10 protein-coding genes are annotated in these 14179 nt (G+C 72.9%); 4 read left to right on the top strand and 6 right to left on the bottom strand.

What is annotated here, in order from left to right; translation table 11 throughout:
* The first annotated feature begins 142 nt into the window (after nucleotides 1-142).
* The 3 genes from M2266_RS02105 to M2266_RS02095 all read left to right on the top strand — a co-directional run bounded on the left by M2266_RS02105 (nucleotide 143) and on the right by M2266_RS02095 (nucleotide 4159).
* The gene (locus tag M2266_RS02105; protein ID WP_277436529.1) at nucleotides 143-1321 is read left to right on the top strand and encodes a hypothetical protein; all 1179 of its coding nucleotides are present in this window, start codon (nucleotides 143-145) and stop codon (nucleotides 1319-1321) included.
* Nucleotides 1318-3441, top strand: a complete 2124-nt coding sequence (locus M2266_RS02100) for a tetratricopeptide repeat protein (protein ID WP_277436528.1) — start codon at nucleotides 1318-1320, stop codon at nucleotides 3439-3441. Before M2266_RS02105 ends, M2266_RS02100 begins: the two co-directional genes overlap by 4 nt.
* Nucleotides 3442-3541: 100 nt before the next feature.
* Complete coding sequence (locus tag M2266_RS02095) at nucleotides 3542-4159, top strand: DUF6629 family protein (protein ID WP_277436527.1); 618 nt, start codon at nucleotides 3542-3544, stop codon at nucleotides 4157-4159.
* A 73-nt stretch (nucleotides 4160-4232) separates the two neighbouring features.
* Here M2266_RS02095 and snpA read toward each other — a convergent pair whose 3' ends face one another.
* The gene (gene snpA, locus M2266_RS02090) at nucleotides 4233-4889 is read right to left on the bottom strand and encodes a snapalysin (protein ID WP_277436526.1); all 657 of its coding nucleotides are present in this window, start codon (nucleotides 4887-4889) and stop codon (nucleotides 4233-4235) included.
* Between the two features lie 259 nt (nucleotides 4890-5148).
* On the opposite strand from snpA, the gene M2266_RS02085 reads away from it, so the two are divergent.
* Nucleotides 5149-6153, top strand: coding sequence for a LysR family transcriptional regulator (locus tag M2266_RS02085; RefSeq protein ID WP_277436525.1), 1005 nt, complete (start codon nucleotides 5149-5151; stop codon nucleotides 6151-6153).
* Between the two features lie 16 nt (nucleotides 6154-6169).
* Here the strand turns inward: M2266_RS02085 and meaB are convergent, their stop codons facing one another.
* The 5 genes from meaB to M2266_RS02060 all read right to left on the bottom strand — a co-directional run bounded on the left by meaB (nucleotide 6170) and on the right by M2266_RS02060 (nucleotide 14015).
* Nucleotides 6170-7165 carry a methylmalonyl Co-A mutase-associated GTPase MeaB gene (meaB, locus tag M2266_RS02080; protein ID WP_277436524.1) on the bottom strand — a complete coding sequence of 332 codons (996 nt, stop codon included), beginning with the start codon at nucleotides 7163-7165 and terminating at the stop codon, nucleotides 6170-6172.
* A 4-nt stretch (nucleotides 7166-7169) separates the two neighbouring features.
* A complete protein-coding gene (gene scpA / locus M2266_RS02075; RefSeq protein ID WP_277436523.1) occupies nucleotides 7170-9410 on the bottom strand; it encodes a methylmalonyl-CoA mutase in 2241 nt (746 codons plus the stop codon).
* Nucleotides 9410-11308 carry a methylmalonyl-CoA mutase small subunit gene (gene mutA, locus M2266_RS02070; protein WP_277436522.1) on the bottom strand — a complete coding sequence of 633 codons (1899 nt, stop codon included), beginning with the start codon at nucleotides 11306-11308 and terminating at the stop codon, nucleotides 9410-9412. The genes scpA and mutA overlap by 1 nt, the downstream gene beginning before the upstream one ends.
* 131 nt (nucleotides 11309-11439) lie before the next feature.
* Nucleotides 11440-11940, bottom strand: a complete 501-nt coding sequence (locus tag M2266_RS02065) for a GNAT family N-acetyltransferase (protein WP_277436521.1) — start codon at nucleotides 11938-11940, stop codon at nucleotides 11440-11442.
* Nucleotides 11941-11978: 38 nt separating this feature from the next.
* On the bottom strand, nucleotides 11979-14015 hold the full coding sequence (locus tag M2266_RS02060; protein ID WP_277441036.1) for an NB-ARC domain-containing protein: 2037 nt from the start codon (nucleotides 14013-14015) through the stop codon (nucleotides 11979-11981).
* Nucleotides 14016-14179: the final 164 nt, after the last annotated feature.

The raw sequence follows: 14179 nt of genomic DNA, 5'->3' as shown, positions 1-14179 counted from the left end.
GCGCAAGAACGGCCCGGTCAAGCTGACCTCGGCTTCGTCCCAGTACGGGACCTGGCCCTGGTGCTGATCTGAGTTCCCGCTGGTGGCCCGTGCGCGGGAAGCCCTCCCGTGCGCGGGCTCGGGCCGTCGCAGGAGACGTGTGATGACAGCACCGCACCCGGAATTCCATGAGCTCACCTTCGTGACCGAACGCGACGAGGTCACGGTCGGACGCCCGGACATCGAGTCCTACGTGACCTTCCCGGCGGACGGCGCCGCACTGCTGCGACGCCTCATGGCCGGCATGGAGACGGCCGCCGCCGCCCACTGGTACCAGGAGACCTACGGCGAGCCGGTCGACATCACCGACTTCCTCAGTACCCTCGACGACTGCGGATTCGTCCGCTCCGAGGGTGAGGACACCGCACGGCTGGGCACGGTGCGCTACCAGCGGCTGGGCCGGTGGCTGTTCTCGCCCGCGGCCTGGATCGTCTTCGCCGCGCTGACCGCCGCCGGGGTCATGGCGATGGTGCGGGAGCCGCAGGCCCGCCCGCACCCCCACGCGATCTTCCTGGCGGACTCGCTGCTGCTCACGCAACTCGTCCTGCTGCTGGGCCAGATACCGGGCCTGCTGTGGCACGAGATGTTCCACGTCCTGGCCTCCCGCCGGCTCGGCGTCGGATCCCGGATGACCGTCGGTCGACGGATGTACTTCCTCGTCCTGGAGACCCATCTCGACGGCCTGCTCGGTGTACCGAGCCGGCGCCGCTACCTGCCCTTCACCGCTGGGGTCCTCGCCGACGTCCTGCTCTTCTCGGCCCTGACGCTGGCCGCCGCGGCCGACGCCGCCGACGGCGGACTGTCCTGGCCGGGCCGCCTCGCCCTGGCGTTCGCCTTCCCCACCCTGTTCAGGATCGCCTGGCAGTTCTTCTTCTTCCTGCGCACCGACCTCTACTACCTGGTGACGACGGTGCTGGGCTGCACGGACCTGCACGAAGCGGCGACCGCCCGGCTGCGCCGGCAGTGGCGGTGGGTGCCCGGTGTGCGCCCCCGGCCCGCCGACGCGGGGCCCTGGTCGCCGCGCGACGCCGCGGTGGCGCGGTGGTACGCGCCCGCGATGATCGGCGGCGTCCTCCTCCTGTTCGGCTGGGCTGCCCTGGCCATCATCCCGGCGCTGGTGGAGTTCACGACCCGGGTGGCCGCCGGGCTGACCGGCGACGGCGGCACCGACCCGCACTTCTGGGACTCCATCGGCTCCGTGACCGTGATCCTCGCCCAATTCGCCCTGCCGTTCCTCCTGCCGGCCAGGAAGAGCGCCCGCAGAGAGGAACCCACCGCATGACCAGCAACCGCCAGGCGCCCCGCCACCACTGGCTCAGCGGACCCGACCGCACGGTGCGGGCCGCGACCGCCGGAGAACTCGCCGCCCCCGGGCACCTGACCACCGTCGACTGCCACCGACGGCTGCGCGGACCGTACACCGCGGCGGGCAGCCTGCTGCGCGCCATCGTGCCCGACGTGCTGCGGAGCAGACCCGCGCTCGTCGCCCGGCACGCGATCGAGATCCTGTCGGTGGCGCCCGAACTCAAGGACACCGTCGACGCGCCGCCGCAGACGCTGACGTCCCTGGCGTCGCCGACCGAACGGACCCGGTACTACTCGCCCCTGCGCACCCGCAGGATCGCCCATGGACTCACCGAGTTCCTCAACGCCTGGGCCGAGGACGCCGGCACGGGCGCGGGCCGGCCGCAACTGGTCCTGTTCGACAACCTGCACGCCGCCGACCCCACCGATCAGGAGCTGATCGCGGTTCTGCTGCGCCGCGCCAGGACCGAGGTCCTCACGCTCGCCATCGGCACCGGTGCCGACCCGGACCTCCCCGAGACCCTGGCGGAAGCACTGGGCCGCCACACGCTGCGCACCGAACTGCCGGCCGCGCCCACCGCGCCCGACACCCGCGTCCCGAACGAACTCCTCCAGGCGTACATCACCTCCGACGGCACCGGCGACGACCCGGCGGAGGCGGCCGCCTACCGGAACGCCGACCCCCGGCTGCGCTCAGGACTGCACCGTGTCCGCGCCGTCGAACTGGAGGAGGAGGACGACTGGAGCCTGCGGCTCGGCGCCATCGCCTACCACCGCGCGCACGCGGGCGCCCGGACCGACGAGGAGTGCCGCGACCTGCTGACCGCCGCCGACTACTGCCTGCGGATGGGCTACTACGACGCGGCCATCGAACTCGCCACCCAAGGACGCGAGAGCTTCGACCCGGTGGCGCAGGAGCGGCTGTACTGCGTGGCCGGCGGCAAGACGGCCCAGGCGCTGGGAGCACTGGGACGCACCGAGGAGGCCGAGGCGATCTACCGCGAGCTGCGCGGCCGGTATGCCGACCCGGTGGTGCACATGGTCTCCAGCTACGCCCTGGCCATGCTGTACACGCGGATCCACCCCGTCGAACGGCAGGACTCGGATCTGGCGAAGCAGTACGTCAACAACTCCATCGCCATCGCCAAGCAGCTTCCCGACCCCGCCGACCGCGCCTTCCACACCGTCTTCCACGAGAACGGACTGGCCCTGGTCGAACTGCGCCGGGGCCACCCGGAGACCGCCCTGCGGCTGGTCACCGAGGGACTCGCCCGGCTGGACCGTGAACTGGAGCCGGGCGCGCAGTCGCTGCACCGCTCGGTGCTGCTGCACAACCGGGCCCAGGTGAACGTGGCCCTCGGCCGGCTGGACGAGGCGCTGGAGGATTTCGACGGCGTCCTCGCGCTCGACCCGTACTACCCCGAGTACTACTGCGACCGTGCCGCGCTGCAGTACCGGCGGGGTGACCTGGAGGCGGCGCTCGCCGACTACGACACGGCCGCCACCCTCACCCCGCCCATCCACGAGCTGTACTACAACCGGGCCGACGCCCGCGCGGCCGCCGGGGACACCGACGGCGCGCTGAGCGATCTGCGGTACGTGCTGGAGCTCGAACCCGACTACCTCGCCGCACGGGTCAACCTCGTCTCCCTGCTCATCGACGCGGGTGACACGGACCACGCCGCCGCGCACCTCGCGCAGGGCCTGGAACTGCACCCGGGCGAACCGGACCTGCTGTGCGCGCGGGGACTGCTCGCCATGGAGCAGGAGGACGCGGACGCGGCCCTGCGCGCCTTCGACGCGGCGCTGGCCGCCGACCCGCTGCGCTCGGCGGCGCTCGCCAACCGCGCCGTCCTGCACTACGAGGCCGGTGACCACGCCGCGGCCGTCGAGGACCTGACGCGCGCCCTGTCGGTGACCGGGGACGACGCCGACCTGCTGTACAACCGCGGTTTCGCGCACCAGGCGGCGGGCAGTTGGCGGTCCGCCATCGCGGACTACCGGCGGGCCCTGGACCTGACCGGCGCCGACCGCGACGCCATCGAGGGCCAACTCGCCGAGTGCCAGACCGCCCTCGCGGTCGCGGTGGCGGGCTGACGGGGGAGGGGCGGGGCGCCTGAGCCGTCTGCCGCCTCCCGGGACGTACGGTGGCGAACGGTGTACTTGCCCCTTCCTCCGCCGAACCCGGGATGACGTCATGTGCTGGAGCGCGACCGCCGACCTCGTGGCGGGTGCCGGGATCGCCGCGATCGGCGTGGCCTGCGTGGCGCGGGTGCGGCAGCCCCGCGATCTGCCGCTCGCGGCGCTGCCACTGCTCCTCGGCGCCCACCAGATCATCGAGGCGTCCGTCTGGCGCACCGACGGCGGCGCGGGGCCGGACACCACGGCCTGGGCCGTCATCGCCCTGCCGGTGCTGCCGGTGCTGGTGCCGTTCGGGGTCCTGCTCGCCGCGCCCGGGAGCGCACGGCGGTTACTGGCGCTTCCCGCCGCAGTGGGGCTGGTCACCGCCATGGCGCTCGCGTACTTCCTCGCCACCGGGACCGTGACCGCAGAGGTCCGCGGCCACACCGTCGGCTACGGCGTCCACCTGCCGCGACCGTCGCTGATCATCGCGGGCTACCTCCTCGCCACCATCGGCTCCCTGCTGCTGAGCGGCGACCGGTGGCTGTGGCTGCTCGGCGGACTCGTCGCGGCCGGGGCGGTGATCTGCGCGGCGGCCTGGCAGCTGGAGTTCATCTCCACCTGGTGCGCGTTCGCCGCGGCCGCCTCCGTCGTCGTCCTCACCTGGGTGCGCCGCCGGCCGGCCGGTCCGTGAACCATGGCGCGGAACGCCGCGAGGTCCCCGCGCTGTGCGGCGCGGGGACCTCGGGGCCGTCGGGCGAGGTGGATCAGCCGCGTGCCGCTATCCCGGCGGCCAGGCCATTGACCCACAGCCGGTCCACGCGGGCGCGCTCCGTGGCGTTCGGGACCTCGTTGCGGCAGGAGGTGCCCGGGCCGCCGCCCGACATCAGCTCGCTGCACGGGCCCGAGTAGTGGTCCGGAAGGCCGAGCACGTGCCCGGTCTCATGCGCGACGACACGGACCGAGTCGTACTGCTGGTTCTGCCGGTAGTCCAGGAAGATGTAGCCGTTGCCGTGTCCGTCGGTACTGGCGTACGAACCCTGGCTGGAGTTGCCCTCGTAGTACGCGAAGTCCGCGTTGCTGCCTTCCTGGAGCTTCACGTTCTTCTCCGCGGCGTTCCAGATCTGCGCGCTGCGCGATATCTGGGACCTGAACGAGGGCGCGCTGCCGGTGCTGTAGATCAGTGTGACGGTCTGCAGCGCGGGGTTGGCCGCCCGCTTGGCGGCGACGGACCGCTGGACCGCCTCGAAGAACGCCTTGTTGGCAGCGGCGTTCTCGTTCGATCCGGCGTAGGCGGCGTAGGACGCCGAGGCGTCCGCGGTCCGGTCCGACTGGGGGGCGGCGGCGATGGCGGGCACGGTGCCCAGGCTCACAGCGAGGCCGATGCCCAGCGCTGCCGAAAGCAGCACCTTGGGGTATCGCATGGGGGGTCTCCTTCTCCTCCGAGAAGCCGTCGATCGCCGTCGGGTGGAGCTGAATTGGGGGGAACGGCGACCGGGGCTGGGGGATGAACTGCTGATGCCGGTGAGTGTGCGGGAGGCGCACGCCGCCGCGGATGATGTCAGGGGCCGATAGGCCGGCGACATCACCCGAAACGGGGAGGCCAACTCGTACGCGAAAGACGGGTATTGCTGCGATTCGGGACCCTGGTGCGACGTGCGGACGCCGCCATATCCTCCGCTCATGGAGCTCGAGGTGAGGCACCTTCGCGCGCTGTGCGCCATCGCCGATACGGGCAGTGTCCGCAAGGCGGCGCGGCAGCTGGGGATGACCCAGCCGTCCTTGACGACACAGCTCCGACGGATCGAGAGCGCGCTCGGCGGCCAGCTGTTCTCCCGGGAGCGCACGGGCAGCCGCCCGACGCCGCTGGGGCGGACGGTCCTGTGCCGGGCGCGGCCCCTCGTCGCCGAGATGAACACGCTGGTGGCCGAGACCCAGGCGGCGGTGGTCAGGGCCGCGGGGCCGCACCTGCGGATCGGCGGCACGGCGAGCCGCGCCATGGCCGGCTGGGTCAGCAGGGTGCACGCCCGGCTGCCCGAGGCGGAGACCACGATCCGGGTGGACGTGTCGGCCAACGCGCTGCTGCAGATGGTCGCGCTGAACCAGCTCGACGTCGCGTTCGTCCATGAGGTCGAGGGCGCGCCGCTGCGGATCCCGGACGGCCTCGAACGGCGGGTCCTGGTCGCGCGGGAACCGCAGTTCATCGCCCTGCACGCGCACCATCCGGCCGCGCGCAAGAGCGTGGTGTCGCTGTCGGACGTCGCCGGCGACCGCTGGATGGTCGACCCGAGTGTCGACGGTGAGTGGGACGGTGTCCAGCGGGCCCTGCGCGCCTCGGGTTTCACGCCGAGGGTCGCGTACGGGGACTACCTCACCGCCGCCGACATGGTCGCCGCCGGCGAGGCGGTAGCGCCGTGCCAGCCGACCTCGCAGCCCCGGCACGGCATGGCCATCCGGCCGCTGCGCGGCGACCCGATAGCGGTCGAACTCTTCGTGGCCTCCCGAGCGCTGCCCGAAGGCGCCCCCGGAGGGGTGGGAACCGACGGGGTCGACGCGCTCTACGCCGACCTGGCGGCGGCCTACCGGGAGGCGGCCGCCGGGGCCGCCACGTACCGGCAGTGGCTGGCCAGGAACAACACCCCGCTGCTGTACGAGGACGAGCTGTCCCGCACCGCCGGCTGCGCCTGACGCCCGCCGCGGCGGGTCAGCCGCCGTCCGGCGGCTGGAAGGCGGCGAGCAGGCGCTCGGCGGCCAGCGTCGCGGTCAGCGTGCCCTCGCGGACCTGCCGTTCCACGGCGGGCGCCAGACCGCGTACGTCCGGGTGCTCGCGCACCCGGGCGAGGAGCTGGTCGCGGACCATGGACCAGGTCCACTCGATCTGCTGGTCGCGCCGCTTCGCCTCAAGCCGGCCATCGGTCAGCAGCACCTTCCGGTGCTGCTCCAGGCGCTCCCAGACGGCGTCGAGTCCGCTGTTCTCGCGGGCGCTGCAGGTGAGCACGGGCGGCGTCCAGCCGGCGTCCAGCGGTTGCAGCAGCCGCAGCGCGCCGGCCAGTTCCCGGGCGGCGGAGGCGGCCTCGCGCTCGTGCGGACCGTCGGCCTTGTTGACGGCGACCAGGTCGGCGAGTTCCAGGACGCCCTTCTTGATGCCCTGCAGCTGGTCGCCGGTGCGGGCCAGGGTGAGCAGCAGGAAGGAGTCGACCATGTTGGCCACGGCCGTCTCGGACTGGCCGACACCCACGGTCTCGACCAGCACCACGTCGTAGCCCGCCGCCTCCATGACGATGATCGACTCGCGGGTGGCCCGGGTCACGCCGCCCAGCGTGCCGGAGGTGGGGGAGGGCCGCACGAAGGCCGCCGGATCCACCGCCAGGCGCTCCATCCGGGTCTTGTCGCCCAGGATGGAGCCGCCGGTCCTGGTCGAGGACGGGTCGACGGCCAGTACCGCGACCCGGTGGCCGAGGCCGGTGAGCAGGGTGCCGAGCGCGTCGATGAACGTGGACTTGCCCACGCCGGGAACCCCGCTGATGCCGACCCGGCGGGCCGTTCCCGAGTGCGGGAGCAACTCGGTCAGCAGCCGCTGGGCCAGCTCGCGGTGGGCGGGGCGGGTGGACTCGACGAGGGTGATCGCACGGGCGATGTGCGGCCGCGACCCGTCGAGGACGCCCTTGATGTAACCGTCGATGTCGATCGTGGGTGCCATCGGCTCACAACTCGTGGCCGAGAGCGGCGGCCAGGTTCTTCAGCACGTCGTACGCGGCGTCCGGGATCACCGTGCCGGGCGGGAACACCGCGGCGGCGCCCGCCTCGTGCAGGGTCTCGACGTCCTGTGGCGGGATGACGCCGCCGACGACGATCGTGATGTCCTCCCGGCCCGCCTCGGCGAGTTCCTCGCGCAGCGCCGGCACCAGCGTCAGGTGGCCGGCCGCGAGCGAGGAGACACCGACGATGTGCACGTCGGCCTCGACCGCCTGCCGGGCCACCTCGGCCGGCGTCTGGAACAGCGCGCCGACGTCGACGTCGAATCCGAGGTCGGCGAAGGCGGTGACGATCACCTTCTGGCCGCGGTCGTGGCCGTCCTGGCCCATCTTGGCGACCAGGATGCGCGGGCGCCGGCCCTCCGCGTCGGCGAACGCGTCCGCCAGCTTGCGGGTGCGCTCCACGCCGGGTGACGTTCCTGCCTCGTCTCGGTACACACCGGTGATGGTACGGATCTGGCCGACGTGCCGTCCGTACACCTCCTCCAGGGCGTTGGAGATCTCACCGACGGTCGCCTTGGCGCGCGCGGCGTTCACCGCGAGCGCGAGCAGGTTGCCCTCCAGGCCGCCGCCGGGTCGGTTCCCGTCCCGGGCGGCCGCGGTCAGCGCACGCAGCGCGTCCTGGCAGGCGCTCTCGTCGCGCTCCGCGCGCAGCCGCCGCAGCTTCTCGATCTGCTGGGCGCGCACCGAGGAGTTGTCGACCTTGAGGACGTCGATCTTCTCGTCCGTGCCCACGCGGTACTTGTTGACGCCGATCAGCGCCTGCCGCCCGGAGTCGATGCGGGCCTGGGTGCGGGCCGCGGCCTCCTCGACGCGCAGCTTCGGGATGCCCGCGTCGATGGCCTTCGCCATGCCGCCCGCGGCCTCGACCTCCTCGATGTGCTGCCAGGCGCGCCGGGCGAGGTCATGGGTGAGCTTCTCGACGTACGCACTGCCGCCCCACGGGTCGATCACCCGGCAGGTGCCCGACTCCTGCTGCAGGAACAGCTGGGTGTTGCGGGCGATGCGGGCGGAGAAGTCGGTGGGCAGCGCCAGCGCCTCGTCCAGCGCGTTGGTGTGCAGCGACTGGGTGTGGCCCTGGGTGGCGGCCATCGCCTCGACGCAGGTGCGCGGCACGTTGTTGAACACGTCCTGCGCGGTCAGCGACCAGCCCGACGTCTGCGAATGGGTGCGCAGTGACAGCGACTTGGGGTTCTTGGGGTCGAACTGTTTGACGAGCTTGGCCCACAGCAGCCGGGCCGCCCGCAACTTCGCGATCTCCATGAAGTAGTTCATGCCGATGGCCCAGAAGAACGACAGCCGGGGCGCGAACGCGTCCACGTCCAGACCGACCTCCAGCCCCGCGCGCAGGTACTCGACGCCGTCGGCCAGCGTGTAGGCCAGCTCCAGGTCGGCCGTGGCCCCGGCCTCCTGGATGTGGTAGCCGGAGATGGAGATGGAGTTGTAGCGCGGCATCTTCTGCGAGGTGTACGCGAAGATGTCGGAGATCACCCGCATCGACGGCTGCGGCGGGTAGATGTAGGTGTTGCGGACCATGAACTCCTTGAGGATGTCGTTCTGGATGGTCCCCGCGAGCTTCTCGGGGGGCACACCCTGTTCCTCGGCCGCGACGATGTAGAGGGCGAGGACCGGCAGCACCGCGCCGTTCATCGTCATCGACACGCTCATGCGGTCCAGCGGGATGCCGTCGAACAGCTGCCGCATGTCGTAGATGGAGTCGATGGCCACGCCCGCCATGCCGACGTCGCCCGTGACCCGCGGATGGTCGCTGTCGTAGCCGCGGTGGGTGGGCAGGTCGAACGCGATCGACAGCCCCTTCTGACCGGCCGCGAGGTTGCGCCGGTAGAAGGCGTTGGACTCCTCGGCGGTGGAGAAGCCGGCGTACTGCCGGATGGTCCACGGCTGGTTGACGTACATCGTCGGGTACGGCCCGCGCAGGTACGGCGCGATCCCCGGATACGTCTCCAGGAAGTCGAGACCGGCCAGGTCGTCGGAGGTGTACAGCGGCTTGACGGCGATGCCCTCGGGGGTCTGCCAGAGCAGGTCCTCGTCGTCCTTGCCCGTGCTCTCCCGCACGGCCGCCCGCCACTGCTCCCCGGTGACGCCGCCGCCGTCGGCCGGGCCCTCGGGCTCCAGGCCGATCTCCGTGAAGTCCGGAATCGGTCCCGGCTGTCCCGTGCTGCCCTGCATCACGCCACTCCCATGCGGTCGAGGACGGAGGCGAGGACGGCGACCGCGTCGCCGCCCGCGAAGACGAACTCGTCGACTCCGGCCCGAAGATACGTTTCCCGCTGCTCGTCGCCGGGGCGTCCCGCGAGGAAGACCCGCAGCGCGCCGGCCGAGACCAGGGCGGCCGCCGTGTCCGCGGCCTGCTCGGCGTACAGCTTGTCGCTGGAGCACAGGACGGCCACGGTGGCGCCGCTGCGCGTGAACGCCTCGGCGGCCGTCGCCGCGTCGACCGTCACCGGGTCCTGGACGGTCTCGATGCCGCCCGCCTGGAACAGGTTGGCGGCGAAGCTCGCCCGTGCGGTGTGCGCCGCGGCCGGGCCCAGCGCGGCCAGGAAGGCCCGCGGGCGGGAACCGGTGGCGGCGAGGTGCGCGTCGGAGCGGGCGCGCAGCGCCTCGAACGCGTCGTCGCGCCGGACCGTGGGCAGTCCGCCGCCGGCGCCGTCGAGCCGCGCGTCGGGAGCGGCCTCGCGTTCCACCCCCTGCTCGGCGAGGTGGGGGAACTCGCTGACCCCCGTGATCGGCTCGCGGCGGTGGGCGAGGTCCGCGGACCGCTGCTCCCAGGTGGCCGACAGGCGCTCGGCGATCAGCCCGGAGCGCAGGGCCGCGGCCTGGCCGCCGGCGCGTTCGATCTCCTGGAACCAGGACCAGGCCGCGTGCGCCAGTTCGTCCGTCAGCTGTTCCACGTACCAGGAGCCGCCCGCCGGGTCGATGACCCGTGCCAGGTGCGACTCCTCCATCAGGATCGACGAGGTGTTGCGGGCGATCCGCCGGGCGAAGTCGTCCGGCAGGCCGAGCGCGTCGTCGAAGGGCAGCACGGTGACGGTGTCGGCGCCGCCCACCCCGGCCGCCACACAGGCGACGGTGGTGCGCAGCATGTTCACCCACGGATCACGGCGGGTCATCATCACCGGCGAGGTCACGGCGTGCTGGCGCTGCGCCCCCGCGGTGGGGGCCGCCCCGCTCGCCTCGGCGACCCGGGCCCACAGCCGCCGCGCGGCGCGCAGCTTGGCGATGGTCAGGAACTGGTCGGCGGTGGCCGCGTAACGGAACTCCAGCTGGCCGAGGGCCGCGTCGACGGTCAGCCCCGCGGAGGTCAGCTCGCGCAGGTAGGCGACGCCGGTGGCGAGGGAGGCGCCCAGTTCCTGCGCGGGCGAGGCGCCCGCTCCGTGATAGGGCAGCGCGTCCACGGTCAGGGCCCGCAGCCCGGGGTACTCCCGGTGGCACAGGGCGGCCAGCTCGGCGGCCGCCGCGGCCCATGTCCCGTACCCGGAGTGCTGCCCGGTGCGGGCGGCCAGGCCCAGTGGGTCCGCGCCGAGGTTGCCGAGCGCCGAGTGCGCCGGCACGTCGCGCGTCTCGTAGAGGCTCAGCAGCTCACGGGCGGCGGCGTCGAACTCGGGGCCGGCGTCCAGGACGACCGGTGCCAGGTCGAGGTAGACGCCCTCGAGGGCCGCCGGGATCGCGGACACGGGCAGGCCGGAGCCGCCGACCAGGAGCCACAGCGAGGTGACGCCGTTCTCCAGGTCCGCGAGTACGGCCTCGTTGGTGCGCTTCGGATCGGGCCGTGCGTGCCGCTGGCGTACGTCCCACCCGGCGCGCGCGGTGCCCTCCGGCCGTCCGGCGCGGGTGAACGGCGGGAAACCGGGATATCCGGGTTCCGCGGCGCTGTCCTGCGCGGTGTACAGCGGACGGGTGGCGATCCCGTCCTGGAGCGTGGTGGACAGCGTTTCCTCGGCCGGGGTGCCCGGGACCGCTGTGCCCGCTTTGTGCAGTACGCCTTCGACAAGGCGTTGCCACTGCTCGCGGGAAGCGTCGGGGAACTCGTCGGCCAGAGGGAGTCCGTGATCAGGCAGGACCGTCATGGGGAAAGGCTAGGGCAGCCGCTAAAGACAGGGCAGGCCCACGACTGTGACCTTGCCCTCGTTGTCCGCCCCCGCCGTCCTGAACCGGGGCTTTTGGGCCTTCGGTGCAGCGGCCCCACGGATGTCGGGAGTCAGCCGACGACGGGACTGCGCCGCTCCAGCAGCACCACGTCCCGCCAGACGCCGCGGTGCCGCGCGATGCGCTCGCGGGTGCCGATCACCCGGAAGCCCGCCCGGTCGTGCAGGCGCAGGCTGGCGGTGTTCTCCGGGAAGATCCCGGACTGGATGGTCCAGACGCCGGCCGCCTCGGTGGAGGCGACCAGCGCGTCGAGCAGGGCGGCGCCGACCCCGCGCCCGCGGGCCCGGGGGTCGACGTACACGGAGTGCTCCACCACCCCGGCGTACGCGTGGCGGCCGGAGACCGGTGAGACGGCCACCCACCCCAGGACACCGCCGCCGTCCCCGTCGAGCGCGACCCTCCGGTGGGCGGGGAGCCGGGCCGCGTCGAAGGCCGCCCAGTCCGGCGCCGCGGTCTCGAACGTGGCGTCGCCCTCGTCGATCCCGGCCTGGTAGATCGCCAGGACGTCGGGCGCGTGCGCCGTGCTCATCGGGATGACCCGCGGTGCGTTCATGGGCCGAGGATGCCATCCCGGGGGTGCGGCGGTCCGGATCAGGCCTCGATGGGGGAGGCGGCGTCCAGCACGGAGGCGAGGGCGGTCTGCAGGTCCGCGGCGGCGCCGCGCCGGAAGGCGCGCTCGTAGGCCTCGTCGCCGATCCGGGCGCGGGCCGTGCGTTCGCACTCCGCCCGGATCGGGCCCAACTCCGGTGTCCCGCGCTGGGGATGTCCGACCGTGCGCCAGAAGGCCTGCCCGACGCCGAAGACCCCCGCCGCCCGTTCGCCCTCGCCCTGGGCCGCGATGGCGGCGGCCAGCAGGTCCAGTCCCAGGGCGATGCCGAAGTTGTCGCGCAGGAGCCGCTTGCCGTCGAGCATCGTGCGGGCGTGGCAGGCCGCGGCGGTGGGATTGCCCGCGAGGAGGGCGACGATGGAGAGTTGGTAGTCGAGGTACGAGCGGGTCCAGCACTCGTCGAGCTCCACGCACCGTTCGCGCAGGGCTTCCGCCTCGGCCCGGGCCTCCGGCAGTTTGCCGAGTCCGATGAGGGCGAAGACCTTGACCAGCCGGCAGCGGAACCGGGCGGCCGAGACGAAGGACCGGCCGGGACCGACCTCCAGGGCGTGGTCGGAGGTCACCCGCGCGGCGAGCGGCTGCCCCGTCAGCACGGAGATCAGGCCGCTGATGTTGGCCGCCGCGACCACCGCCTCGGTGTCGCCGTCCTCCCAGGCCGCGCGCGCGGCGTCCACGCTCAGCCGCCGGGCGTCCTCGTACTGCCCCTGCAGGGTCACGGTCAGTCCCAGCACCCACAGGGCCCGGGTCCGTTCGGGGCCGCGCGTCCGGTACCCGGCGAGTCCCTGTTCCAGGTATTCGCGGGTTTCGTGGAGGAGTCCGCAGCCGCTCCAGAAGAACCCGATGAGACCCGCGAGGTCCAGAGCGTGCCGGGGGTCCGTGGCCAGGAGGTGGTCCAGGGCGGTGCACAGGTCGGTGCGTTCCGCGCTGACCCAGCGGTACCAGCCGGCCTGGTCGGCGCTGAGCCATCCCGCGTCGGCCTGACGTGCCAGCCGCAGGTAGTGGTAGGCGTGGCGGTCGGCCAGCGCGGATTCCTCGGACAGTGCCCGGAGCCACCACTGGCCGTACTCCCGGATGGTGTCCAGCATGCGGTAGCGCCCGCCGTCCCGGCGGACCACCGACTGGGCCACCAGGCGTTCCAGCACCGAGCCGACGGCCTCGGCGCTCAACGGGCCGCCCGAGCAGACCGACCGGGCCGATTCGAGGTCGAAGCCGCCCCGGAAGACGGTCAGCCGCGCCCAGAGCAGTCGCTCCACCGGCCGGCAGAGCTCATGGCTCCAGCCGATCGTGGTCCGCAGGGTGCGGTGCCGCTGCGGCCACACGGCGAGGGACCGGCTCACCAGGTCGAAGCGGGAGCCCAGGCGTTCGGCGACCTCCTGGACGGTGGCCCGGCCGACCTGGGCCGCGGCGAGCTCCAGGGCCAGGGGGATGCCTTCCAGCCGGCGGCAGATCATGCCGACGGCCGCGTCCGCTCCGGGCTCCGTGAGCCGGCCGGCGGATCCCGCGGCGGTGGCCCGTTCGACGAACAGGGAGTGCGCGTCCCCGCCGTCGGTCGGCATCGGCAGGACGTCCACCACGTGTTCGGAGTCCAGGCCGAGCGGCTGTCTGCTGGTGGCCAGGACGGTCAGGCCCGGCACGGTGGTCAGGAGATCCGCCACGAGGTCCCGGCAGCCGTCGACCAGGTGCTCGCAGGAGTCGAGCACCAGCAGCATCTCCTTGCCGGCGAGCCATTCGCACAGCGCCTCGACCGGCATGCGGGACGAGTGGTCGGCGAGGTCGACCGCGTCCGAGACGGTCGCCAGCAGCAGCCGTTCCCCGTCCAGCGACGACAGGTCGGTCCACCACACGCCGTCGGGATATCGTTCGGCGGCGCGGGCCGCCGCCCGTAACGCCAGCCGGGTCTTGCCCACGCCGCCGATACCGGTCAAGGTGACCAGCCGGTGGCCGGTCAACGCTGCGTCCAGGCAGGCCAGTTCGCTGACGCGTCCGACGAAACTGGTTGATTCCTCGGGAATGTGCCCCATCACGGGCCCAGTCTGGCACTCGGCGGAAGCGCGGGCAGCCGGGACGGGGAATCCACCTGTCCGGAAGGCGCCCTACCGCTTGCGGGGCGGACGATCTACGGTCGAATTAGTTTCCTCAGGCGACCAATCAACCCGGAGGCTCCCACCGGAGGTGCACGTTCTCC

Origin of the sequence: Streptomyces sp. SPB162 (assembly GCF_029504575.1) — a bacterium.
Classification (GTDB): domain Bacteria; phylum Actinomycetota; class Actinomycetes; order Streptomycetales; family Streptomycetaceae; genus Actinacidiphila.
The sequence above is the reverse complement of the archived record's forward strand: the minus strand, read 5'-3'. Positions and strand labels throughout refer to the sequence as shown.

What these genes read in the sequence shown, in the direction of transcription:
- scpA (WP_277436523.1), bottom strand. Translation starts at nt 9,410, where the DNA reads ATGCAGGGCAGCACGGGACAGCCGGGACCGATTCCGGACTTCACGGAG.
- M2266_RS02085 (WP_277436525.1), top strand. Translation starts at nt 5,149, where the DNA reads ATGGAGCTCGAGGTGAGGCACCTTCGCGCGCTGTGCGCCATCGCCGAT.
- snpA (WP_277436526.1), bottom strand. Translation starts at nt 4,889, where the DNA reads ATGCGATACCCCAAGGTGCTGCTTTCGGCAGCGCTGGGCATCGGCCTC.
- meaB (WP_277436524.1), bottom strand. Translation starts at nt 7,165, where the DNA reads ATGGCACCCACGATCGACATCGACGGTTACATCAAGGGCGTCCTCGAC.
- M2266_RS02100 (WP_277436528.1), top strand. Translation starts at nt 1,318, where the DNA reads ATGACCAGCAACCGCCAGGCGCCCCGCCACCACTGGCTCAGCGGACCC.
- M2266_RS02095 (WP_277436527.1), top strand. Translation starts at nt 3,542, where the DNA reads ATGTGCTGGAGCGCGACCGCCGACCTCGTGGCGGGTGCCGGGATCGCC.
- mutA (WP_277436522.1), bottom strand. Translation starts at nt 11,308, where the DNA reads ATGACGGTCCTGCCTGATCACGGACTCCCTCTGGCCGACGAGTTCCCC.
- M2266_RS02065 (WP_277436521.1), bottom strand. Translation starts at nt 11,940, where the DNA reads ATGAACGCACCGCGGGTCATCCCGATGAGCACGGCGCACGCGCCCGAC.
- M2266_RS02105 (WP_277436529.1), top strand. Translation starts at nt 143, where the DNA reads ATGACAGCACCGCACCCGGAATTCCATGAGCTCACCTTCGTGACCGAA.
- M2266_RS02060 (WP_277441036.1), bottom strand. Translation starts at nt 14,015, where the DNA reads ATGGGGCACATTCCCGAGGAATCAACCAGTTTCGTCGGACGCGTCAGC.